Source organism: Allobosea minatitlanensis (genome assembly GCF_964020775.1).
Window position 1 is genome coordinate 3,842,534 of the sequence record NZ_OZ224509.1, and the last position, 22,983, is coordinate 3,865,516.

Annotated in this window: 18 protein-coding genes; 11 read left to right on the forward strand and 7 right to left on the reverse strand. The window is 69.1% G+C overall.

Going from position 1 to position 22,983, the window contains the following annotated elements:
• Positions 1–18: 18 nt before the first annotated feature.
• The 5 genes from ACWH43_RS18985 to ACWH43_RS19005 all read right to left on the reverse strand — a co-directional run bounded on the left by ACWH43_RS18985 (position 19) and on the right by ACWH43_RS19005 (position 5,200).
• Positions 19–1,521 (reverse strand): amidohydrolase family protein, encoded by a 1,503-nt coding sequence (locus ACWH43_RS18985; protein ID WP_158446191.1) that lies wholly within the window; start codon positions 1,519–1,521, stop codon positions 19–21.
• A 22-nt stretch (positions 1,522–1,543) separates the two neighbouring features.
• Entirely contained in the window at positions 1,544–2,335 is a 792-nt protein-coding gene (locus ACWH43_RS18990; RefSeq protein ID WP_158446190.1) for an ABC transporter permease, read from the reverse strand.
• Positions 2,322–3,101, reverse strand: coding sequence for an ABC transporter ATP-binding protein (locus ACWH43_RS18995; protein ID WP_158446189.1), 780 nt, complete (start codon positions 3,099–3,101; stop codon positions 2,322–2,324). Before ACWH43_RS18995 ends, ACWH43_RS18990 begins: the two co-directional genes overlap by 14 nt.
• A 37-nt stretch (positions 3,102–3,138) precedes the next feature.
• A complete protein-coding gene (locus ACWH43_RS19000; protein ID WP_260349271.1) occupies positions 3,139–4,146 on the reverse strand; it encodes an ABC transporter substrate-binding protein in 1,008 nt (335 codons plus the stop codon).
• Positions 4,147–4,288: 142 nt separating this feature from the next.
• Positions 4,289–5,200 (reverse strand): LysR family transcriptional regulator, encoded by a 912-nt coding sequence (locus ACWH43_RS19005; protein ID WP_158446188.1) that lies wholly within the window; start codon positions 5,198–5,200, stop codon positions 4,289–4,291.
• 114 nt (positions 5,201–5,314) lie between these two features.
• Here ACWH43_RS19005 and ACWH43_RS19010 point away from each other — a divergent pair, with 114 nt between their 5' ends.
• Positions 5,315–6,256 carry an N-carbamoyl-D-amino-acid hydrolase gene (locus ACWH43_RS19010; protein WP_158446187.1) on the forward strand — a complete coding sequence of 314 codons (942 nt, stop codon included), beginning with the start codon at positions 5,315–5,317 and terminating at the stop codon, positions 6,254–6,256.
• Positions 6,231–6,752: an AraC family transcriptional regulator gene (locus ACWH43_RS19015; RefSeq protein WP_260349272.1), complete on the forward strand. Its 522-nt coding sequence runs from the start codon at positions 6,231–6,233 to the stop codon at positions 6,750–6,752. Before ACWH43_RS19010 ends, ACWH43_RS19015 begins: the two co-directional genes overlap by 26 nt.
• Positions 6,753–6,783: 31 nt before the next feature.
• Here ACWH43_RS19015 and ACWH43_RS19020 read toward each other — a convergent pair whose 3' ends face one another.
• A complete protein-coding gene (locus ACWH43_RS19020) occupies positions 6,784–7,683 on the reverse strand; it encodes a helix-turn-helix transcriptional regulator (protein WP_158446185.1) in 900 nt (299 codons plus the stop codon).
• A gap of 249 nt (positions 7,684–7,932) precedes the next feature.
• Here ACWH43_RS19020 and ACWH43_RS19025 point away from each other — a divergent pair, with 249 nt between their 5' ends.
• The 9 genes from ACWH43_RS19025 to ACWH43_RS19065 all read left to right on the forward strand — a co-directional run bounded on the left by ACWH43_RS19025 (position 7,933) and on the right by ACWH43_RS19065 (position 22,028).
• Positions 7,933–10,128, forward strand: coding sequence for a TonB-dependent siderophore receptor (locus tag ACWH43_RS19025; protein ID WP_260349273.1), 2,196 nt, complete (start codon positions 7,933–7,935; stop codon positions 10,126–10,128).
• Positions 10,129–10,195: 67 nt separating this feature from the next.
• A complete protein-coding gene (locus ACWH43_RS19030) occupies positions 10,196–11,086 on the forward strand; it encodes an ABC transporter substrate-binding protein (protein WP_158446183.1) in 891 nt (296 codons plus the stop codon).
• A complete protein-coding gene (gene fhuB, locus ACWH43_RS19035; RefSeq protein ID WP_158446182.1) occupies positions 11,079–13,076 on the forward strand; it encodes a Fe(3+)-hydroxamate ABC transporter permease FhuB in 1,998 nt (665 codons plus the stop codon). The genes ACWH43_RS19030 and fhuB overlap by 8 nt, the downstream gene beginning before the upstream one ends.
• Before the next feature lie 417 nt (positions 13,077–13,493).
• The gene (locus tag ACWH43_RS19040) at positions 13,494–14,447 is read left to right on the forward strand and encodes a helix-turn-helix transcriptional regulator (protein WP_260349274.1); all 954 of its coding nucleotides are present in this window, start codon (positions 13,494–13,496) and stop codon (positions 14,445–14,447) included.
• A gap of 118 nt (positions 14,448–14,565) precedes the next feature.
• Positions 14,566–16,458, forward strand: coding sequence for an ABC transporter ATP-binding protein (locus ACWH43_RS19045; RefSeq protein ID WP_158446180.1), 1,893 nt, complete (start codon positions 14,566–14,568; stop codon positions 16,456–16,458).
• Positions 16,455–18,179, forward strand: coding sequence for an ABC transporter ATP-binding protein (locus tag ACWH43_RS19050; RefSeq protein WP_158446179.1), 1,725 nt, complete (start codon positions 16,455–16,457; stop codon positions 18,177–18,179). Before ACWH43_RS19045 ends, ACWH43_RS19050 begins: the two co-directional genes overlap by 4 nt.
• Positions 18,176–19,450, forward strand: coding sequence for a hypothetical protein (locus ACWH43_RS19055; RefSeq protein WP_158446178.1), 1,275 nt, complete (start codon positions 18,176–18,178; stop codon positions 19,448–19,450). The genes ACWH43_RS19050 and ACWH43_RS19055 overlap by 4 nt, the downstream gene beginning before the upstream one ends.
• The gene (locus tag ACWH43_RS19060) at positions 19,447–21,648 is read left to right on the forward strand and encodes a TonB-dependent receptor (protein WP_260349275.1); all 2,202 of its coding nucleotides are present in this window, start codon (positions 19,447–19,449) and stop codon (positions 21,646–21,648) included. Before ACWH43_RS19055 ends, ACWH43_RS19060 begins: the two co-directional genes overlap by 4 nt.
• Positions 21,649–21,659: 11 nt before the next feature.
• The gene (locus ACWH43_RS19065; RefSeq protein WP_158448004.1) at positions 21,660–22,028 is read left to right on the forward strand and encodes a hypothetical protein; all 369 of its coding nucleotides are present in this window, start codon (positions 21,660–21,662) and stop codon (positions 22,026–22,028) included.
• 54 nt (positions 22,029–22,082) lie between these two features.
• Here the strand turns inward: ACWH43_RS19065 and ACWH43_RS19070 are convergent, their stop codons facing one another.
• Complete coding sequence (locus ACWH43_RS19070) at positions 22,083–22,967, reverse strand: helix-turn-helix transcriptional regulator (protein WP_158448003.1); 885 nt, start codon at positions 22,965–22,967, stop codon at positions 22,083–22,085.
• Positions 22,968–22,983: the final 16 nt, after the last annotated feature.

A 22,983-nucleotide genomic window follows, 5' to 3' on the forward strand; every position in this document is an offset into this window, starting at 1 on the left:
CGACGCCCGCGGTCCGCCTCAGCGCAAGGGCGCCCCGTAACGCTCGACCCGATAGGGCTCGCGGGCGAGGCCGACGCAGAACCGCGCCACGGCTTCCTGCAGCCTTTCGGCGAGCAGCTTCATCGGCGCGTTGACCGCCGTCAGCCGCTCGCGCGCCGCCTCGGCCTGCTGCGCGAGCCTGGCCAGGTCGAGCGTCAAAAGGTGTCCGTCCCTGACCACGAAGCGCCCGCCGATCATCACGTCGCGCACGGCGGTGCCGTCCTCGACATGGACGATCTGGTTCACCGTGTGGTTGTGCGGGAGCCAGTTGATATGGCCGAGGTCCACAAAGACGAGGTCGGCCTTGTAGCCGGTCGCGATCCGCCCGATACGGTCGAAGCCCAGCGCGCGGGCGCCGCCCTCGGTGGCCGCATGCAGGGCTTCCGGCGTGGTCAGCCAGCCGTCCACCTCCGGGCCGCGCACCTTCGACACGAAGGAGGCGAGCCGGGTCGCCTCGTACATGTTCTGATTGTCGCCGCTGTTGGAGCCGTCCGTTCCGATCGCCACATTGACGCCGGCCTCGAGCATGGCCCGAACATCGGCGAGCCCGCTGCCGAGGCGCATGTTGCTGGCGGGATTATGCGCCACGGAAGCGCCATGGCCGGCGAGAATGCGCATATCCTCGTCATCGAGCCAGACGCCATGCGCCACGGTGAAGTCCGGCCCCAGGAGGCCGAGCCGGTCGAGATGGGCGGTCAGCGTACGGCCATAGCGCCTGATCCCCGAGAGCGCCTGGATCTTCGATTCCGAGACATGGCTGTGCAGGGCGAGGCCGTGGCGCCGGGCGCAGTCGCGGCAGGCGCCGAGAAAATCGTCGGTGCAGTGCAGGGGAATCGTCGGCGCCAGCGCGATCCTCAGCCTCTCGCCGTCGACGCGCCCGTCGCGGACGAAAGTCTCGAAGCCTTTCAGCGTCCGCTCATAGGGCTGCAGGCGGAAGCGGTCGACCTCGGCCCGCAGAGCTTCCGGCAGCGCCTCGTAGAGGCCGGGAACGGCCTGGTAGAGCGTCAGGTCCGCCACCATCGGCGCGATGGTCGCCCGCATGCCGACATCCCGATAGGCGCGTGCGATCGCCTCCATGCCCTCCACCGTCGGCGCCGGCACCTCGAAGAACAGGTCGTAGCAAGCGGTGGTCCCCTTCAGGACCATCTCGGCACCGTTCAGCGCCGCCGAGAGATACTTGTCCTCGAAACTGCGGTTGCCGCTGATCCAGGGGCCCGCGGCAAGCAGCAGCTCCAGCGACCAGCGGTCGCCCATCGCCTTGGCCAGCGCGCCATGCGCATGCGTATGGGCGTTGATCAGGCCGGCATGGATGAGCTTGCCGGCGGCATCGACGACCTGCGCGCCCTCCGGAGCGGCCAGCCCGCGCGGGCCGATCTCGCGGATCATGTCGCCCTCGAGCAGGAGGTCGACGGCGTCGGCCTGCGCCCGGCCCGGCAGCAGGACGAGCGCGTTGCGGATGACGGTGTAGAGCGCGCTCTTCATGCTGGGCGACCCGCCATGTCCATCAGCGCCGCTCCTCGGCGGCGGCCCAGGGGAAGAAGACCCGCTCGGCCACCACGATGAGCTGGAAAAGAACGATGCCGAGCAGCGCCAGGACCAGCATCGCGCCAAAGGCGACAGGCACCTTGAAAAAGGCCGTCGCCGAGGTGATGAGGTAGCCGAGCCCGCGCTCGGCCGCGACGAATTCGCCGACCACGGCGCCCACGACCGACAGCGCGATCGCCGATTTCAGTCCCGAGAAAATGAAGGGGATCGAAAAGGGCAGCCGCACCCGGAACAGCTCCTGCAGCTTGCTCGCCCGGCAGGAGCGCGCAAGCTCGATCAACTCCGACGGCACCGCGAGCAGGCCGGTCGTCATCGCGATCACCAGCGGAAAGAAGGCGACGAGGAAGGTCACGATCACGCGCGGCATCTCGTTGGGGCCGAGCATCACGACGAGGATCGGCGCGATCGCCACCTTCGGCACCGACTGCGTCAGCACCAGCAGGGGGTAGATCGCATCCGCCGCGAGCCGCGAGGACGAGATCAGCACGGCCAGGGGAAAGCTGACGGCGATCGACAGGAAGAACCCGAACAGCACCGTGCGCAGCGTCGCCACCATGTGCTCGCCGAGCTGCTGGCCGCCCATCGCCGCCATGTCCTCGACGATGCGCGAGGGCGACGGCAGCAGATACTCCGGAATGGCGAAGAGCCGGGCGCTCGCCTCCCACACCGCCATCAGCACGAGCAGCGCGAGCAGCGGGATCAGGAATTCGCGGCTCGCGCTCAGCCAGCCGGGGAGCCTAGTGTTCGACATCGAAGCGCGCCCCCTGTTCGCCGAAGATCAGGTCGCGGATGCGGCCCGTGCAGCGCTGGAATTCGGGATGGCCCGAGAGCGAGAAGTCGCGCGGCCGCGGAAGGTCGACGTCGATGATCTCGGCGATCCGACCGGGGCGCGGGGACATGACCACCACGCGGTCGGCCAGGATCACCGCCTCGGGAATGGAATGGGTGACGAAGAGAATGGTCTTGGGCGTGTTGGACCAGATCCGCAACAGCTCGATCGTCATGATCTCGCGCGTCAGCGCGTCGAGCGCGCCGAAGGGCTCGTCCATCAGCAGGATGTCGGGATCGTGCACCAGCGCACGGCAGATCGCGGCGCGCTGCTGCATGCCGCCGGAGAGCTGGCGGGGGCGGTGCTCGGCGAAATCGGCGATGCCGGCCACCTTGAGCAGGTCCTTCGCCCGGCGCCGCGCCGCCTCGTCGGCGCGGCCCATGATGGTCGACGGAAACATCACGTTCTCGACGATCGTCGCCCAGGGCAGCAGGGTCGGCGCCTGGAAGACGATGCCGGTGTCCTGGCGCGGCCCGGTGACCCGCTCGTCGCGGATGAAGATGCTCCCTTCCGTCGGCGCGACGAGGCCCGAAACCAGCCGCAGCAGCGTGGACTTGCCGCAGCCGGAGGGACCGACCAGCGTGACGATCTCGCGATCCTTCACCGTCAGGTCGATGCCCTGCAGCGCTCTCACGCCGCCATTGCCGACCGCGCCGAAGACCTGACCGACCTGCTTGATGTCAATCATCGATAGGCCTCCAGGGCCGCCAGTATCCGCCGGATGCTCACTGCCTGGCCGGGAGGAAGGACATGTCGACCGCCGTCTGCGGATCGACCGAGATATCCAGGTCCTGGGCCTTCGCGACGACCTCGTAGGTCTTCTTCAGCCGCTCGGCCGTGATGCCGCCGACACCCGCCTCCCTGGCATGGTCGGTGAAGATGAAAGCGAGGGTCGCCTTCAGGCTGCCCAGGCAGTCGTCGAGGTCGACCTGCTGGTTGGCCTTCACATGGGCCTCGCAGGCCGCCTGCGGATCGGCGCGCGCGGCATCCCAGGCCTCCAGCGTCGCCTTCATGAAATGGCGCAGCATCTCGGGTCGCTTCTGAATGGTCGCTTCGGAAGTGTGAAACGCCAGCGAGTAGATCGCGAAGCCAGCCTCGACGAAGGGTAGGAAGGCGAGCTCCTTGCCGGCCTTCTGCGCCTGCTTGTTCTGGTAGTAGAAATTGGTCGAGTAGGACGGCATCGCATCGATCTTGCCGGCGATCAGCAGCGGCCCCATCGCCGAGCCGTCAACGGTCACCCATTCGATCTTGCTCGGATCGGTGTGGGCGGCGGCCGCCACTGCCGGGAAGTAGAGCCTGTGGCTGTTGCCCGGCGTGATGCCGATCTTCTTGCCTTCCAAGCCGCTGAAGCTCGTGATCCCCGAATCCTTGAGCACGAAAAGGGAATGGGGCGAGTGAGCATAGACCGCGCCGATCATCTTCAGCGGCACGGAACTGCGCTGGCGGGCGGTGAAGAGCGCCGAGATGTCGGCCATGCCGATATCGGCGGCTCCGCCGGCAACCTTGCTGAGCGTGTCGCCCGAGCCGTTGCCGCGGCTGATCCGAAGGGTGATGCCGTTGCGCGCATAGATCCCCGAGGCGATGCCGGCATAGTAGGGCGCGTAATCGCCCGTCGGAATCCAGTCGAGCATGAGGTGGACGTTGTCGGCGGCCCGCGCCGCTCCCGTCGCGGCGCCGAGCGCGACCGCGACTCCGAGGACGGCCCTGGCCGCGGTCGACATGAACTTGAACATCACGATTATCCTTTTGCCGGTTCCCTTCTCAGCAGAAGGAACCGCAGCGCGGATCAAATCAAATACCAATTTTTCGCGAAATCATAATGGCGTGTTATGGCCGCTTCCGGCCTCCTCATTCGATCGCCTTCCGCATCGCCCGTCATGAAGGAAAGGCGTCGTCGGGCGCCGCCGGCAGCAGCGTGCGCAAACCGTCGACGAAGCTGCGGGCGATGCGCGACAGCGGCTCGATCCGCGACGACAGCAGATGGGGCCGCGTCGCCATCTTGGGCACCAGCGGGCGCGACCGGATATTCGGCCAGGCATTGTCCATCAGCACGAAATCATCGACGATGGCGACACCCCCGCCGGCCTGGACGAGGCAGCAGGCATTGGGCGTGAAGCGCACTTGCGCATTGAAGCGGATGGGTTTCGGCGCGCCGCTCAGCGCGCGGCTGACGACCATGCCGTAGGGCGTCTGCGAACCGTAGCCGATGATCGGATAGGGCACGAGGTCGGCCGGCTTCACCACCCGCTTCTCGCCGAGCGGATGGCCGGCGGGAAAGATCACCTGGAGGCGGCCTTCGCCGATCTGCGTCGCCTTGACCGTCGGATCGTCGACCGCCATCGACGTCACCGCGAGATCGGCGCGATGGCTCGCGATGCGGGCGATCAGGTCGGCGAGCGTCAGGATCTCGAGCTCGACGCGCACCTCCGGATGAGCCTGGCGAAAGCGGGCAATCGCCTTCGGAACCAGCATATGGCCGACGCTGGGGCTCGCGACCAGCCGGACCGAGCCGGCCGCGCCGCGCCGCAGCTCATCGGCGAGCTCGTTGACCCGGGCCACCCCCTGGTGGACCTGCTCGACCTCGGCGAACAGCAGGCGCGCCTCGGGCGTCGGCTGCACCCTGCCCTTGACGCGCTCGAAGAGGGACAATCCGAGCCGGTCTTCCGTATAGGACAGAAGCCGGCTGATGGCGGGCTGGGAGACCGACAGCAGCCGCGCCGCCCCGCTGATCGACCCCGTCGCCATCACCGCGCGGAACATCTCGATCTGCCGCAGATTCATCGCCATGCCCATAACCCTCCCTTATGAATGGCGCGGAAATTAGCATATGCTTGTTCTGGGAGCACTCGGCTAGATTCTCCAGGGCCCGCATGGGGCGCGCCTTGCCATGGAGTTCTATCGATGTCGCGCATTCTCACCGTCGCTGCGGCTCAGCTCGGCCCTATCCATCAGGCTGACGACCGTGCTTCGGTCGTCAGCCGGATGATCGCCCTGATGGAGCAGGCGAAGATGCGCGGCGCCGATTTCGTGGTCTACCCCGAGCTCGCCCTGACGACCTTCTTTCCGCGCTGGCATTACGAGGATCGCGCCCAGGCGGATCGCTGGTTCGAGACCGCCATGCCCGGCCCGCAGACGCAGCCGCTGTTCGACAGGGCGCGGGAGCTGCAGATCGCGATGAATTTCGGCTATGCCGAGCTGACGCCGGAAGGGCGGCACTTCAACAGCTCGATCCTCGTCGACAAGACCGGGCGAATCGCCGGCAAATACCGCAAGGTGCATTTGCCGGGCCATGCCGAATACGACCCCAGCCGGGCGCATCAGCACCTCGAAAAGCGGTATTTCGAGCCCGGCGACCTGGGTTTCCCGGTCTGGGCTTTCGAAGGCGGCCTGGTCGGCATGGCGATCTGCAATGATCGACGGTGGCCCGAGACCTATCGCATCATGGGGCTCCAGGGCGTCGAGATGATCGTGCTGGGCTACAACACGCCGACCGCGAACGGCCATTCCAGCACGGAAACCCTGGCCGATCGCCTCTTCCACCATCGCCTGTCGGTGCAGGCCGGCGCCTATCAGAACTCGACCTGGGTGGTAGCCGTTGCCAAGGCCGGGGTGGAGGACGGGCATGCCCTGTTCGGCGGCACGCTGATCGCCGGGCCGGACGGCAAGATCGTCGGCGAGCTCGACCATGAGGAGGACGGGCTGCTCGTCCATGCCTGCGATCTCGACGCCACGCGCTTCGGCAAGGAGACGATCTTCAATTTTGCAGCGCATAGGCGCGTCGAGCACTATGGGCTCATCACCTCGCGCACGGGGAGCGGTGCCCCGCTGGGACGCGCCGTCTGAGCGGCTGCGGCGCCGGCTGCCTGCCCACGGCGCGAGCTCGCGCCTGAAGCTCGTCATCGTGGAGGGCGGCGAGCTCCTGTGCAAGCTTCCCGACCAGCCGCAGTCGGGGAAGGCGCTCGAGATCGCCGCCCATGCCGTCGCCGCCTTCGACGCATCGGAGCCGCGCGACCTTCCCCGGCTGGCGACCTCCGACATCGAGCTCCACCTCGCGCGGGACATCCGCGCGGCGCGCCTGCGCAACCCTCCGTCCCTGGCGGAGTTCAGCGCGGCCACCGGCCTCAATGCGCGCAAGCTCAAGGCCGGCTTCCAGCGCGTATTCGAGGACAGCGTCTATGGCTACCTCCAGTCGCTGCGTCTGGAGGAGGCCTCTCGGCTGCTGAGCGCGGGAGACATGAACGTATCCTCGGTGGCCTATCGCGTCGGATACAGCCCCGCCCATCTGTCCGTCGCCTTCCGGAAGCGCTTCCGGCTCTCGCCCAAGCAGCTCAAGCCCTGAAGGCCGGCAGCGCGTCCCGTCCCTGCTGGCCTCAATCCAGCGACAGCGCCCTGTCCAGCGTGCTGCGCCGCCATGCGGCCGGCGTCTCCCCGACCATGCGCCGGAACACGCGCGTGAAATGGGCCTGGTCCGAGAAGCCGGCTTCGACGGCGACCTCGGTCAGCGACCGGTCGCCGGCGGCGAGCAGCCGCTGGCCCTGCTCGATCCGGGCCTTGAGCTGCCATTGATGCGGCGGCAGCCCGGTCGAGGCCTTGAAGGCGTGGCTGAAATGCGATTGCGACAGACCGACGAGACCGGCGAGATCCTGCAGGCGGATCCTGCCGGCGGCGTGCTCGGCGATGTAGTCCGTCACAGTCTTGAGCTGCCGGCTGGTCAGCGGCGTCCGGCGGCGCGGCGCCTCGCGCGCGACGCCGAACAGGTCGATCAGCACCGCGAGGACGAGGCTGTCGCCATAAAGGTCGTGCCGGGCATCGGGCTCGGCGCATTCGCCGGCGATGAGCCGCGCCAGCATCTGGATGCGCTCATTCGAGAACATGATGCGCGGCTGCCGCAGCAGCTCGCGCGACAATGCCTCGCCCAGGCGCTCGCTGACGCCGGCGGGATCGAAATGCAGGTCGAGATGGCGGATGCGCATGCGCTGCTGCGTGCGCCCCCAGACCGGCACACCGGCCGGCATGAAGCTGATCCCATGCGCGCCGCCCCGTGGCGAGATGCCCGGCTCCGACGGCTCGAGCCGCGTCTCGAAGCTGCCGCCGGCCTTGTCGAGGACGATGAAGAGCCGCGGATGGTCCGAGACGTATTCGCCCGTGGCGCCGGCCTGGCACTCCGCCTGCCAGAGATCCGCGATGACGCCGTTCCAGCTCCGGCATTTGAGCGAGCCGATCACGCTGATGCCTTCGCGGACCGATCGCATGCCTGGCTGGAAACCCATCCTGACCCTCCTGCGGCCGGATAATCGCGTCAAAGCGCGTGTTCAAAATGCAACGCGACAATCGCAATTCTACCCGCCTGCCCAGGAACGTTCAATACATGACAGGAACGATCAATCCAGAATTGACCGCCAATGATACGCCGCTATGCAAAGCAGTGGCTGTATTTTGAATGGTTCTAATTTTGACCTATTCCTGTACGGCACGCAATATTGGGGCTTGAGCCGGCCATGTGCTATCGACGAGACATGATGAAGAACCTTGTTCTTTACTCGACTGCTTCTTTGACGGCGCTGTTATACGGAGCCGCCGCGCTGGCGCAGACCGCGCCCGCCCCGACGGTCCAGCTCGACACGATCACGGTCGAGGGCCGGGCCGAGACGGCGACCGGGCCCGTCAACGGCTATGTCGCGACGCGCTCCACCACCGGCTCGAAGAGCAACACGCCGATCACCGCCATCCCGCAATCGGTCTCGGTCATCGGCCGCGACGAGCTCGACGACCGCAAGGCGCTGAAGGTCGACGAGGCGCTGCGCTACACGGCCGGCGTCACCGCGCAGCCCTTCGGCGCCGACCCGGATACGGACTGGTTCTTCATCCGCGGCTTCCAGGCGACACAGACCGGCGTCTATCTCGACGGCCTCCAGCTCTATGGCTACGGTTTCGGCGGCTTCCAGATCGACCCCTTCATGCTGGAGCGGGTCGAGGTGCTGAAGGGCCCGGCCTCGGTGCTCTATGGCGGCTCCAACCCCGGCGGCATCGTCAGCCTGGTCAGCAAGCGGCCGAACGGCAGGAATTTCGGCTATGTCGAAGCCGGCATCAACAATTTCGGCAATGCCTATGTCGGCATCGATGCCGGCCTCAGCGACAAGCAGGGCGTGTGGAGCACCCGCCTGACCGGCAAGCTCTCGGGCGGCGACCAGTACACCGACTATTCCAACGATTTCCGCGGCACGATCATGCCGCAGATCACCTATCAGCCGAACGGCGCCACCCGCATCACCGCCTATGGCGCCTACAGCTATCTCGACCAGATCCATTCCGGCGGCAACTTCCTGCCCTATGTCGGCACGGTGGTGAACGCGCCTTTCGGCAAGATCCGGCGCGACGCCTTCCTCGGCGAGCCGTCGATCGACAGCCAGAAGCGGGTCACAACGATGCTGGGCTACGAGTTCCAGCATGATTTCGGCGGCGTGACCTTCTCGCAGAACGCCCGCTACGGCCAGATGCGCGGCTCCCAGCTCGGCCCCTATGGCTATGGCTATGCTGGGCCCGACGCGCCCTTCGGCAACGGCTTCCAGCCGCTGGGACCGGACTACCAGCTCTACCGGATCGGCTTCCAGGAGCACACCAAGGTCAACACCTTCACCATTGACAACCGCCTCGAAGGCAAGGTCGACACCGGGCCGCTGCAGCATTCCTGGATGATCGGCCTCGACTACAAGTATTTCGAGATCGACCATGTCCAGGCATCGGGCGGCGGGACGACGATCAGCGTCACCAACCCGGTCTACGGGGCGCCGCAAGGGGCGAGCTTCGTCTATCTCGATCAGAAGCTGAAGCACCATCAGATCGGCGTCTATCTGCAGGACCAGATCCGCTTCGGTGGCGGCTGGCTGGCGACGTTCAACGGGCGCTACGACTATGCCGAGAAGAAGTCGGTGAGCCCGGCCACGCTCGCCTTCTCGCCGAGCTATGACGACAAGGAGGGGGCCTTCAGCGGGCGCGCCGGCCTCGCCTATGAATTCGCCAACGGGCTGACGCCCTATGCCAGCGTCGCGACCTTCTTCAACCCGGTCTTCGACGGCACCTCGACCGGCGTCCCCGGCGTCTTCCTGCCGTTCAAGCCGGAGAAGGGCTGGCAGGTCGAGGGCGGCATCAAGTACAAGCCCACCTTCGTCGATGCGCTGTTCACCGCCTCGGTCTTCCACATCGTCAAGGACAACGTCCTCGTCCCCGCACCGACCTTCTTCAACGCCTTCGCCCAGCAGCAGCTCGGACAGGTGACCTCGACCGGCTTCGAGTTCGAGGCCAAGGCCAACCTCACCGAGAACCTGAAGGTGCTGGCCGCGCTGACGGCGTTCAACCTGGAGATCAGCAAGCACACCGACCCGTCGCTGGTCGGCAAGACGCCGTTCATCGTGCCCGAGATCACCGCATCGGGCTGGGCCGACTACACCTTCACCGAGGGCGTCCTGAAGGGGCTGAGCCTCGGCGCCGGCGTGCGCTATGTCGGCAAGTCCTGGGCCGACAACGCCAACACGCTGAAGGTGCCGGGCGCGACGCTGGTCGACGCCGCGATCCGCTACAAGGTCGGCAACTGGGGGCTGGCGGTCAACGTCACCAACCTCTTCGACAAGGCCTATGTGAAGAGCTGCCAGGACTTTTCGAGCTGCAGCTACGGCGATGCCCGCACCGTCACCGTCTCGGCGAATTATCGCTGGTGAGGCCCGCCGGCGACGCATCGAGGGCCGCGGCGCTGCGCTGCGGCCTTCCGTTGTGGTAGTGCCGCGCATGACCGGATTCACGGCACATCCGACGCGCCGCACCGCGCTTGGCCTGATCGCGGCCGCGGGCTGCGCCCGGCCGGCGCGGGCCGGCGGCCTGCGCGTCGCGACCGTCGACTGGTCGGTGCTGGAGACCCTGCTCGCGCTCGGCCTGCCGCCCGTCGCGGCGCCGGAATTGCGCCAGTTCCGCGAGGTCGCCGTCGAGCCTGCGGTGCCTGCGCAGGTCACCGATCTCGGTCTGCGTGGCTCCGTCAATTTCGAACTGCTGCTGCTGTCGCGGCCGGATCTGATCCTGTCGTCGAGCTTCTATGCCGGCTCCGAGCCGCGCCTGCGCCGGATCGCGCCGGTCGAGAGTTTTTCCGTCTATGCGCCGGGCCGGCCGCCCTACGAGCCGGCACTGGCGATGACCCGCCGCATCGGGGAGCGGCTCGGCGCGGCGGCGGCGGCGGAGCGTTACGTCGCGGAGACCGAGGCCGAGTTCGCGGCCCTGCGCGACAGGCTGAAACCGCTCGCGACACGCTCCGTCATTCCCATCAATCTCGGCGATGCCAGGCATTTCCGCGTCTTCGGCGACGACAGCATGTTCGGCGAGGTGCTGCGGCGGCTCGGCCTCGCCAATGCCTGGACGGACCATACGAGCTATTCCGCCACGGCGCCGATCGGGCTGGAGGCGCTGGCGCAGGTGCCGCAAGCCGAGATCGCCCTGATTCCGCCGGTGCCGCCCGGCGCCATGGAGACGCTCGCGCGCAGCGCCTTCTGGAACGCATTGCCCAATCTGCGCGAAGGCCGGCTGCTCCGGATCGGCTCGATCAATCCCTACGGCGGCCTGCCCGCAGCACGGCGCTTCGCCCGGCTGCTGACCGAGGGCCTGCTCGCGGCGGAGGCGGCCCGTGGCTGACGCCGCCGGACCTGCTCGCCCGCGGCTCGGCGGGCGCTCCGGCGCCTGGGCCTTCGCCGCGCTGGCGGCGGCGGCACTGCTCGCGGCGGTGGTGGCGACGCGGCCCGCCCTGCCGGCCTCGCCCGCGCTCGCGCGGACGCTCGAGAGCATCCTGCTCTGGCACAGCCTGATGCCGCGGGCCGCCACCGCGCTGGTCTGCGGCGCGGCGCTCGGGCTTGCGGGCATGCTGCTGCAGCGCGTGCTGCGCAATCCGGTCGCCGATGCCTCCACGCTCGGCATCGCGTCCGGGGCGCAGCTCGCGCTCACCGTCGCCTCCGCCTACGCGCCTGCGCTGATCGCCGCATCGCGGGAGGGCGTGGCGCTGGCCGGCGCCCTTGCCGCCGTCGCGCTCGTGCTCGGGCTGAGCTGGCGGCGCGGCCTCGATCCGATGACCGTCGTTCTCTCCGGCATGGTCGTCGCGCTCGTCGCGGCGGCCGCGAGCGCGACCGTTATCCTCGCCAAGGGCGAATATGTGCTGTCGCTGTTCATCTGGGGCGCCGGCTCGCTCAACCAGCAGAGCTGGGACGCCGTCCTCGCGCTCGCGCCGCGCCTCGCCCTGAGCGCCGCCGCCGCGGCCTTGCTGCTGCGCCCGCTCACCCTCCTCGGCCTCGACGAGGATGTGGCGCACGGCCTCGGCCTCACCTTGCCCGCCGCCCGCTTCGCCGTGCTCGGCATCGCGGTCTGGCTGGCGGCGAGCGTCACCGCCGAGGTCGGGGTGATCGGCTTCGTCGGCCTCGCCGCGCCGGCCCTGGCGCGCGAGCTCGGCGCCCGCACGCCGCGCCAGATGCTGCTGGCGGCGCCGGCGCTCGGAGCCCTGCTGCTCTCGATCACCGACAGCGCCGTGCAACTGCTCGGCTCCGGCTTCAACGATCTCGCGCCGACGGGCGCGGCGACCGCCCTGTTCGGCGGGCCGCTCCTGCTCTGGCTGATGCGACGGGTTCCCCTCGCCCTGCCGCCGCAGGCGCAGGACGCCGCATGGGGATCTTATCGGGCGGCGCGATCGCTGCGTTCGCTCGCTCCGCTGGCCGGCCTCATCCTGGCGGTGGCCGCGCTCGGCCTCCTGCTCGGCCGCGGGCCGGCCGGATGGAGCTGGGCGACGGGCGCGCTGTTCTGGGACCTGCTGCCCTTCCGCGGCCCGCGCCTCGCCGCGGCCGGCACGGCCGGCGCGCTTCTCGGGGCCGCCGGCTGCCTGATGCAGCGCCTGACCGCGAATCCGCTCGCGGGGCCCGAGGTGCTCGGCGTCAGCGCCGGCGGCGGCGTCGGATTGCTGCTCGCGCTCACCCTGATGCCGACGAGCCCCTTCGCGATGCTCTCCGGCATCGCGGGCGGCTCGCTGGCGGTGCTGGTCGTCATGCTGCTCTTCGCCGCCCGCCCCGGCATCGGCCCGCAGCGCCTGCTGCTGGCCGGCATCGCCATGGGGGCGCTCTGCATGGCCGTGGTCTCGACAGCGATGGCCCAGGGCGACCTGCGCGCCTATCTGCTGCTGGTCTGGCTCTCGGGCTCGACCAACCGGGCCGGCGTCTTCGAGGCCTGGACCGGCCTGATCGCCTGCATCGTGCTGATCGCGCCGCTCCTGCTCGCCAGCCGCTGGCTCGACCTGCTGCCGCTCGGAGAGGCGACCGGCCGCAGCCTCGGGCTCGCCGTGACGCGCAGCCGCCTCTGCCTCGCCGCCATGGCCGCGCTGGCGACGGCGGTCGCTTCGCTCCTGGTCGGCCCGCTTAGCCTGATCGGGCTGATCGCGCCGCATCTCGCGCGTCTCGCCGGCTTCGCGCGCAGCCGCGACCAGCTCCTCGCCGCCATGCTGATCGGCTGCGGGGTGATGATCACCGCCGACTGGCTCGCGCGACTCGTCGTCTTTCCCTATCAGCTCCCGGTCGGGCTGTTTGCCGCGCTGATCGGCGGACCCTATCTGATCTGGCTCCTGAACCGTGGAGGCCCCCGCAATGGCTGACGAACCCGAGCTGCACGCCGCGGCGCGGGTGGCGATGTCAGCGTGCTGATCCCGCCGCCGGGGCGCGAGCCGGTCTGGCCGGGCGCCGGAGCGGACAATCGAGTGATCTGGCCGTGCGGCGCGGACGAGCTGGTGCGGCGCGTCCACACGATCCGCTCGATCGATCCCCTGCGCCGGTAGCTCGCCATCGACGTGGTGCTGCACGACACATCGCCCGGATCGAGCCCGATGAATGCGCAGGGCGCCGCGACGAACCGCAATGCCGGCGCGAAGCACTATGGAAGCGTTCTAATTACATATTGAAAACAATGGTTTGAAGGATTTTTTGTTACATTGTACTGTGCAGCCTCCGCCACGGTTGGCGCTGGCCCGCAATGCTGATGCATGATTGAATATTCCGAGGATCATCGACTCCATGTGAGCGGCGAGATTTCCTACAGGGACGTCGAGGCCTATCTCGACGGGACAGTCTACCTGTCGATCGCGGCGCCGCGGCAGGTGCTCCAGACCGGCGTTTCCTTCGCCCGCGGCAGCTACTGGATCGAGCCGATCAGGCCATCGGTGCATCTCACCGGCTGCGACCTCGAATATCTCGACGACGAACGGGTGGTGGGCTCCTACCGGCCGAGCCTGTTCGTCGGCATCCTTCTCGCGGGCGAGCATACCGGCTTCGTCGACGGCCATTCGATCGCGACCTCGCGGATCGGCGTGCCGACGCTGCTGGGCGTGAGCGATCAGGTCGATATCCGCTCGGCGCAAAGGCCCGGCCAGGTCTGCCGGATGAGCGGCTTCCATGTCGGAGCCGAGTTCCTCCGCGAGCTTGGGGAAGAGGCCGGGCTGAGCGGCTGCGAGACGATGCTGGACAGCTTCGCCGACGGCTTCCTCTGGCAGGAGGTCGAGGCCCGCACGGCCCTGCGCGCCCATCTCCTGCAACTCGCGGAGAACCCCTATCAGGGCAGGCTGGCGCAGCTCTATTCCGAGAGCCGGGTGCTGTCCGCGCTGGTCGAGGTCGCGGGCATCTTCCAAGAGCAGCGGCGCGGGATGCCGCAGCTCTCCCGCTCGCATCGCGAGCATGCCGAGCATGCCCGCCTGATCCTCGACAACCAGCTCGCCGACCCGCCCGCCGTCCCGGAACTCGCCCGCATCGTCGGCCTCAACGAAACCAGCCTGCGGCAGGCCTTCAAGGCGGCCTTCGGCTCGACCATCATCGACTATCTGCGCGAACGGCGGCTGGAGATCGCGCGCGTGCTGGTGCGGGAGCGGCGCCTGTCGATCGCCGAGGTCGGCTATCGCGTCGGCTTCTCCAGCCCCGCGAACTTCGCCACCGCCTATCGCCGGCGTTTCGGCCGCTCGCCGCGCCAGGATCTGTAACCCTTCCAAATCCTGCGGGCGCGCAAAGGAAAAACTACGGCCGGCAAAGGCGAGATGCATGGAGGCGCCTTCAGCGCGCCAATAAGAAGACGGTCCATCCTCGGATCGAAGGTCTGCCGTGACGGTCAGCGCTTCCACAGAGGCCCTCGCCGTCGACGCGCGCGGGCCGGACAACGACAAGGCGGCGAAGGCCGCAACCGAGCCGCGCGCCTCGGTCTCGATCGGCGCCGTCGCCATGCGGCTCTTCGCGATGATGCGGAAGCGGCGCTGGCTCCTGCTGCTCTCGATCCTGTGCGGGACGCTGGCGGCGCTGCTCTCGCTCGCGCCCTATGCCGCTGCCGCCGCCGCGCTCGCGGCTATCCTCGATGGCGGCGTCGACTGGCAATGGATCGGCCTGGTCGGAGGGCTCGCGCTCGGCGCCGTGGCCGCGCGGCACCTGTTCTTCTCGCTGGCGACCGGCCTGTCGCACCGGATCGCCTTCCAGACCCAGCAGGAACTGCGGCTTGCGCTCGCCGCCAAGCTCGCACGCGTGCCGCTCGGTTTCTTCGACGACCGCTCCAAGGGCGAATTGCGCACCATCCTGCTCGACGATGTCGAGGGGGTCGAGGACGGCATGGCCCATCTCGTGCCGGAGCTCAGCGCGGCGATCGTCGCGCCGGTCCTCGCGCTCGCGCTGCTCGCCGCCATCGACTGGCGCCTGACGCTGCTCGCGCTTCTCCCGATCGCTCTCGGGCTCGTCCTGATCGGGCGTGTGATGAAGCAGGGCGAAGGCCCGACGCATGACTATCTCGCGATCCAGTCCCGCATGGCCGAGACGGTCGCCGAGATGGCCGACGGCCTGCCCACGGTGCGCGCCTTCAACCAGGACGAACAGGCCACCGCGCGGACGCAGCGCATCTTCGCTGAGATGACGCGTTTCTCCGATGCCTGGATGCACCATGCCGTGGTGCCGGGCTCGGCCGCGCAGGTGCTGCTCTCGAGCCATCTGCTCTTCGCCGCGCCCGCCGGCCTGCTGATGGCGGCGCAGGGCTGGCTCGGCCCGGCGACGCTGGCAGCCTTCCTCGCCATCGCCTACGGGCTCGGCGACGTCTTCACCTCGCTGCAGGGCATCAGCCATCGCCTGATGCGCCAGGTACAGTTGCTCGACCGCATCGACGCGGTCCTCGCCGCCCCGGAGCTTCCGGTCAGCGCCGCGCCGGGCGAGCCGGCCGACAGGCTGCTGCGCTTCAAGAATGTGAGCTTCTCCTATGGCGCGCGGCAGGTGCTGCATGGCGTCGATTTCACGGTGGCGCCGGGGCGCTGCCTCGCCCTGGTCGGGCCCAGCGGCTCCGGCAAATCGACGCTGGCGCGGCTGATCGCCCGCTTCCACGACGTCGGCAGCGGCGCCGTCTCGATCGGCGGCGTCGATATCCGCGAGCTGGCGCCGGACGCGCTCAACCGTGCCGTCTCCTTCGTCTTCCAGGAGGTTTTCCTCTTCGCCGGCACGATCGCCGACAATATCCGCCTCGGCCGACCCGACGCCGATGGCGACGCGGTGATCGACGCGGCGCGGCGCGCCCGGGCGCATGACTTCATCGCGGCGCTGCCGCAGGGCTACGACACCATCGTCGGCGAGCGCGGCCTCGGGCTCTCCGGCGGCGAGCGCCAGCGCATCTCGATCGCGCGCGCCATCCTGAAGGACTCGCCGATCCTCGTGCTCGACGAGGCCACGGCCTTCGCCGATCCCGAGAACGAGGCGCTGATCCAGGACGCGATCGAGGACCTCGCGCGCGAGCGCACCCTGATCGTGATCGCCCACCGCCTGCACACCATCGTCCATGCCGACGAGATCCTGGTCCTGGATGCCGGCCGCGTGGCCGAGCGCGGCAGCCATGCCGCGCTGGTCGAGCAGGGCGGGCTCTATGCCCGGATGTTCGCGGCGCATGAAGCCGTCGCCCATCATCGCCATGCCGATGGACGCCGTGACGAACAGGCCGCCCGGCCCGCGCTCGCGGCGGAGGCCCGCCCATGAGATTGCTCGCCTTCATCCACGCCCATCTCGGCGATGCGCGCGCCCTGTTCCGGCGCGCCATGCTCTTCACCTTCCTCGAGGGGCTGATGACGGCAGGGCCGGTGGTCGCCGTCGCGCTCGGCCTGATGCGGCTGGCGCAGGGCCCCGCCGACCTGCCGGCGCTGCTGCCCTACGCCCTCGCCGTGGTCGCCGCCGTGGCGCTGCGCATTGTGCTGATCCGCCTCGCCTGGTCGTCGGGATTCCGCGCCGGCAATGTCGCGACCGAGGCGATCCGCAACCGGCTGGTCGCGCATATGCGGGCGGTGCCGCTCGGCGCGCTCGGGCGCTGGAGTGCGGCGCGGCTGGCAAGCCTCGTCACCGAGGACGGGCGCTGGATCAACGAAGCCTCGACCTTCACGCTGAACCGGCTGTTCGGGGGGCTCGCCGCGGGGCTGTGCCTGCTGCTGGCGGCGGCCTGGTTCGACCCGGCGACCGCACTCGCTGTTCTCTTCGCCTTCGGCCTCGGCCTGCTGTCTCTGCCCGTGGCCGGACGCCTCCTGAAACGGGTGATCGCGCGCCGCAACGCCGAGCTGACCGATATCAGCCAGCGCATCGGCGAATATGGCGAGGGGATCGCGGTGTTCCGCTCCTTCCGCGCCGGCGAGGGCGCCTTCGCCCGCTTCGCCGAGGCGGCCGACCGCCTGCGCCGCCTGATGCTCGGCTATACGCCCGTCCTGGTCTCGCTCCATGGCGTCGCCGCGACGCTGATGGGCGCCGGCTTGCCGCTGGCGCTGATGATCCTGGCCTGGCGGGGCGGCGAGGCCGCGCCGTCGCTGATCCCGGCGCTGCTGCTCGGGCTCGCGGCGGGCCACGCCCTGTCGGCGGCGGTGCTCGGGCAGATGCTGCCGTTCAGCCTCGGCATGCAGGCCGAGGCCGGCATGGCCCGCTTCCTCGCCGAACCGGCGCTCGCGCATCGCGGGCGCGAGCCGGGCACGCCTCTCGACTTCGCGCTCGAACGGGTCTCGTTCAGCCATGACGGCAGGCGCGGCGCGGTCGACGGCATCGCCCTGGCCGCCCGCCAGGGCGGCATGACCGCGATCGTCGGGCCGAGCGGGGCCGGCAAGTCGAGCGTCGTCGGCCTGATGATGCGCTTCTTCGACCCCCAGAGCGGCCGCGTGACGGTCGGAGGCGTCGATATCGCGGACATCCCGCCGGCCCGGCTGCAGGCGCTGACGGCGCTGGTGAACCAGGACGTCCACCTCTTCCGGGACACGCTGCGCGCCAACATCCTGCTCGGCGCGCCCGGCGCCGACGAAGCCCGGCTCGCCGCCGCCATCCGCGCGGCAAGGCTGGAGGAATTGATCGCGGCCCTGCCGGACGGGCTCGATACCGTGATCGGCGAAGGCGGGCGCACCTTGTCGGGCGGCGAACGCCAGCGCGTCGCCGTCGCGCGGGCGCTTCTGAAGGACGCGCCGATCCTGCTGCTCGACGAGGCCAGCTCCGCCATGGATCCGCTGACCGAGCGCGCCATCCAGCAGGCGGTCGCGGCGCTGGAAGACGGACGCACCCTCGTCGTCGTCGCCCATCGCCTGCGCAGCATCGCCGAAGCCGACCGGATCCATGTGATGGATCGGGGGCGGATCGTCGAGGAAGGCCGGCATCCGGAACTGCTCGCGCGGGGCGGGCTCTATGCCCGGCTCTGGCAGGCGCAGGAGCGTGCGGCCGGATGGAGGCTGAGATGAGTCTGGCATCGCCTTCCGCCGCTGCGGGCATGGCTCGACCCCTGCCGCTGCAGCGCTCGCTGCGCCTCGGCATCGGCGCGGTCTATGGCGCGGCCGCCGTCCCCCTCTTCTTCATCTACAACATCCTGCCGGCGAGCCTGCGCCAGGCCGGCCAGCCGCCGGAAGCCGCCAATCTCGTCTTCCTGGCCTATCTGCCCTTTGCGCTACGCGTCGCCTGGGCTCCGGTCGTGGCCCGCCTCGGCCGGGAGCAGGCGCCGGTCTTCCGGTGCATGGTGCTCGTCTGCCTCGCCCTCGCCGTGGCGATCACGGCGAGCCTCGCGGCCTTCGAGCCCCATGGCGGCACATCCGGCATCATCGCCGTCGCCACGCTCGCGATCATGGCGATCGCGACGGCGGCCGTGGCGCTCGACGGCTATCTGCTCGCCGGCTTCCCGCGGGAGGCGCGGGTGCGCTCTGCCCCGCTCCAGGGCATCGGCTTCGCGCTGGGCGGCCTCGTCATGGGCGCCGGCATCATGCTCTGCGACGGCGCCGGCTGGAGCGGCATCATCCTGCTGCTCGTCCTGATCACGGCCGGGCTGGCGCTGCCGGCGCTGCTGCTTCCGGGCGGCGGAACCGCGACGGACCAGGGCGGGAACGGCCCCGACGCGGCGTCCGGCCTCTGGCGCTTCCTGAGAAGCGTCCCGGCGCGCCGGCGGCTGGCCTTCTCGCTGCTCGGCCATGGCGGCCTCGGCCTTGCCGGCGGCATGCTGCCCGTGCTGCAGGTCGATGCGGGCTTGAGCCTCGGCCAGATCGGCCTCGTGGCGGCGATCGGCGCCAACGGCGTCGGCGTGATCGCCTCCTGGGCGACGGGGCTGGTGCTGCGCGGCAGCGAGGTCTGGCGCGTCGCGCTCCTGGTCAGCCTCGCCTCGGCCTTCTGCTTCGCGGGCTTCGCCCTCTCGGGCGTCAGGGCCGAGCCGATGGTCGCCATCGCCCTGTCGCTCGCGGTGATGGCGCTCGGCTACGCCTTCTTCGTCGTCTTCCGCGCGCTGGTCCTGCCGATCTGCGCCGGCGATCGCGGCACGACGCAGGCCGCGGCCCTTTCCAGCATCGATGCCCTCGTCGCGACGGTCTCGGCCATCGCCTCCGGCTTCGTCCTCGGCCGCGGCGGCCTGCCCCTGCTGCTCGGCCTCGCGGCCGGCTTCTGCGCTGCCGGCGCGCTCGTCGCCTGGCGCGCGCGCCGGCGCGGCGACGACCTTCACACCTCTTCACCCCACGGAGCCCGACCCTCATGAAGCGGCCCTTCAGCCACTCCGCCAGCCCTTTCATGCTGCTCGCGACGACGGCGCTCGCGGGGATGCTCTGCCCGCTACCCGAGCCCGCCCGGGCGCAAGGCCGGGACGCGCAGGTGCTCCAGCTCGACGAGATCACGGTGACCGCGCGCCGGCGCGACGAGACCCTGCGGGAGATCCCCTTCGCGGTGGACGTGCAGAGCCGGGCCCAGCTCGACGAGAAGCGGGCCTATGACGCGCCCGCGGCGCTGAAGGATGTCGCCGGCGTCTACATACCGGGCTTCGGCGACCGCTCGACCTCGTTCCTGATCATGCGCGGCGTCGGGCCCATCCTGTTCCCGCTCGGCCCGGACGATTCCTCGGTGCTCACCTTCGTCGACGGCACGCCGCTGCCGATCGGCTCCTCCAACGCCAATTATCTCGATCTCGAGCGCGTCGAGGTGCTGAAGGGGCCGCAGAGCACGCTGTTCGGCCGCAACACCACGGGCGGCGCGGTCAATCTGGTGCCGGCCCTGCCCGACGACACCTGGAAAGGCTATCTGCGCTCGGAATACGGCACGCAGAACCATCGCCTGCTCGAAGGCGCGGTCGGCGGCCCGCTGATCAAGGACAAGCTCGGCGCGCGCATCGCCTTCCGCCTTCGCGGCATCGACGGCTACGTCAACAACGTCGTCGGCCCCGATCTCGGCCGCGAGCAGAGCGCGACGGGCCGCCTGACGCTGCGCTTCACGCCGACCGACCGGACCACCTGGACGCTCAGCGGCAGCGCCGATTCCTCGGATGGCGTGCCGGTCTACTATGCGCTGAAGGGCGACGGCTTCCCGATCCTGGCGGCCCAGAACCTGGGGCGGGAGGTCACGAAGAACTACGCCTTCCAGTCGAAGTTCGAGCACAGCTTCGAGCGTTTCACCTTCACCTCGCAGACCTCCTACAACGCGCTCCGCGCCGACCTGACCTATAACGGCGCCGACTTCTTCCTCGGCAGCCGCATCACCGGCCTGCCGCTCGACGCCTTCGGCAACATCGCCGGCAACTACTTCGACCGGAACATCGACCAGAACCGCTTCACGCAGGAACTGCGCCTGAGCTCCAACCCGGGCGAGACGCTGCAATGGATCGCCGGCCTCGCCTATTATCGCGACGAGGCGAAGTTGTTCTCGATGCGCAACGTCTTCGTCTACGGCCCTGCCGTCTCTGGCTTCGACAACCTGCACCAGACGACGACCGGCCAGGCGGTCTTCAGCGAAGTGACCTATCCGGTGATCGACCGGCTGAAGCTCTCGCTCGGCGGCCGCTATACGCGCGAACAGAAGAAGTATGACGGCGAATTCTGGAACGACGGCACGCCCGGTACGGTTCCGGCCTTCGCCGAGGGCGGCAAGAGGGACTATAATTTCTGGACCGGCCGGGCCTCGCTCTCCTATGACTGGACCGACAAGCTCACCAGCTTCGCCAGCGTCTCGCGCGGCTACAAGAGCGGTGGCTTCGGCACCTTCAACTCGCTGATGTGGGCCGGCGTGCCGCGCACGCCCTATGATTCGTCGAGCATCGTCGCCTACGAGATCGGCGGCCGCGGCTCGTTCCTGGACGATCGGCTGAAGGTCTCGGCCGCCCTGTTCTACAACGACGTCAGCAAGGAGCAGATCCTAGCCTACGATCTGCAGAACTTCGCCCAGCAGTCGCTCAATCTCGACACCAAGAGCTACGGGGTGGAGCTCGATGCGAGCTGGCGCGTCACCGAGAACTGGGAGATCGCCGGCGGCATCACCTACACCTCGACCGAGATCACCGACGTGCCCGCCGCCGCGGCCGCCGCGCAGGCCGGGCTGAAGAAGGGCAACCAGTTGCCGCAGGTGCCGGAATGGGCCGGCAAGGCCTCGGTCACCTATCGCGCCCCGCTCGGCATCGCGGCCTTCGGGCCGGGGAACTTGCTCGCCCGCGTCGGCTACAACTATATCGGCCCGCGCTATTCGGAGGCCGGCAACCTGGCCAAGCTCAAGGCGGTCCACCTGCTCTCCGCCCGGCTCGGCGTCGAATGGGAGAAGGGCGAGGCCTATCTCTTCGGCGAGAACCTGCTCGACAAGCGCTACGTCACCTTCGCCCAGCCCTATGGCACCAGCGTGCTGACCGGCGCGCCGGTCTACGGCACGGTCTATGCGCGCGGCGCCACGATGGGCGTCGGCGCCGCGATCAAGTTCTGAAGCGCGGCGCGATGATCGACAGCTCGTCCTGGCCGGTCGTGCGCTGGACCATGCCGGCCCGCATCCCCGACGCGGAGGCCGAGCGCGTCGTCGCGGAATGCGATGCGCTGCTCCGGCGCGGCGAGCGCTTCGCCCTGGTCTTCGACGGGGCCGAGCGGCCCGAGCAGTCGCCGCGCTTCGCCGGGCTCTACAAGGCCTGGTCCCGCGAACGGCGCAGGCAGCTCGGGCGATGGGTCGCCGGCGCGGCGCGGATCGAGCCGGATGCGGCGAGGCGCGAGGCCGTGCTCGGCAGGCTGATGAACGCGGCCCTGGCGGCGTTCATGCCCTATCCGTTTCGCGTTGCGGCATCGGAGGAAGCCGCGCTCGCGCATCGGCCCTAAAAGCGGAACGCGGTTTTTGGGAAAAGCCGCTGCAGAACCAAAGAGGCAGAGCATCTAGCGGCGCCGCATCTTGGGCGTCACGCCATAGGCGCGCTTGAACGCCGTCGTGAAGTTGGAATGATGGGCATATCCGGCGAGGTGGGCGGCCTGGGCGATGGTGAGCTCGCCCTGTTCAAGCGCGTCCTTGGCGGCCTCGAGCCGGGACTGGCGAATGAACTCGACGACGGTCACCCCATAATGCTCCTTGAAGCAGCGCTGCAGGGCGCTGGGACTCGTGCCGGCTTCGAAAGCGATGGCTTCGATCTTCAAGGTGCCGCGCAGATTGTCGAGGATGTAGTCGCGCGCGCTGACGCTCTGGCGCATCGCCGTCGCCGTTCCGCGCGCCAATTCCTTGCCCTCGCTGTCGATCAGGGCCCGGCACACATCGCTCATGATCTCGAGGCCCCGCGACTGGCGATACAGCGTCAGCAGCTCGCCATGCAGCATGGGAGGCGGATTCAGGATCTGCTCGGCGAGCTGGACGAGATGCGGCGGCGGCTCGAAGGCATGGTGGCTGAGATGCTGCGAGAAGAAGCGCGCGAGTTCGGGGACCCGCGCCCCCTGCTCGCCGGCGAGCGAGGTGATCCAGCTCATCGGCGCCGAAACCCGCACCTTGCGCATCGCCGTGTCGGTCTCGGTCAGGAAGGTCAGCGCGCTCGGCCTCGTCACGCAGAACAGGCCCGCGACCGGCCGGCAGCGGTCGCCATGGCCGGCATCGAAGTGGAAGGTCTTGTCGTCGACGCGGAAATGCTGGGCGCCGTGCAGCAGCACGAAGACCTGAACATAAGGCGTGATCTGCTCGGTACGGAAGGACGGGTTGCAGCTCGGCCAGCCTTGCAGGCCAGCGACCCTGGCCACCCCCAGAGGGGTGACGCTCTCGATATGACCGTCCTGTATCAAAATTCCAGTTCCAGTA

Excerpts from the sequence above, each read along its gene's own strand:
- ACWH43_RS18985 (WP_158446191.1), bottom strand. The coding sequence starts at position 1,521 with ATGAAGAGCGCGCTCTACACCGTCATCCGCAACGCGCTCGTCCTGCTG.
- ACWH43_RS18990 (WP_158446190.1), bottom strand. The coding sequence starts at position 2,335 with ATGTCGAACACTAGGCTCCCCGGCTGGCTGAGCGCGAGCCGCGAATTC.
- ACWH43_RS18995 (WP_158446189.1), bottom strand. The coding sequence starts at position 3,101 with ATGATTGACATCAAGCAGGTCGGTCAGGTCTTCGGCGCGGTCGGCAAT.
- ACWH43_RS19000 (WP_260349271.1), bottom strand. The coding sequence starts at position 4,146 with ATGTTCAAGTTCATGTCGACCGCGGCCAGGGCCGTCCTCGGAGTCGCG.
- ACWH43_RS19005 (WP_158446188.1), bottom strand. The coding sequence starts at position 5,200 with ATGGCGATGAATCTGCGGCAGATCGAGATGTTCCGCGCGGTGATGGCG.
- ACWH43_RS19010 (WP_158446187.1), top strand. The coding sequence starts at position 5,315 with ATGTCGCGCATTCTCACCGTCGCTGCGGCTCAGCTCGGCCCTATCCAT.
- ACWH43_RS19020 (WP_158446185.1), bottom strand. The coding sequence starts at position 7,683 with ATGGGTTTCCAGCCAGGCATGCGATCGGTCCGCGAAGGCATCAGCGTG.
- ACWH43_RS19025 (WP_260349273.1), top strand. The coding sequence starts at position 7,933 with ATGAAGAACCTTGTTCTTTACTCGACTGCTTCTTTGACGGCGCTGTTA.
- ACWH43_RS19030 (WP_158446183.1), top strand. The coding sequence starts at position 10,196 with ATGACCGGATTCACGGCACATCCGACGCGCCGCACCGCGCTTGGCCTG.
- ACWH43_RS19050 (WP_158446179.1), top strand. The coding sequence starts at position 16,455 with ATGAGATTGCTCGCCTTCATCCACGCCCATCTCGGCGATGCGCGCGCC.
- ACWH43_RS19055 (WP_158446178.1), top strand. The coding sequence starts at position 18,176 with ATGAGTCTGGCATCGCCTTCCGCCGCTGCGGGCATGGCTCGACCCCTG.
- ACWH43_RS19060 (WP_260349275.1), top strand. The coding sequence starts at position 19,447 with ATGAAGCGGCCCTTCAGCCACTCCGCCAGCCCTTTCATGCTGCTCGCG.
- ACWH43_RS19065 (WP_158448004.1), top strand. The coding sequence starts at position 21,660 with ATGATCGACAGCTCGTCCTGGCCGGTCGTGCGCTGGACCATGCCGGCC.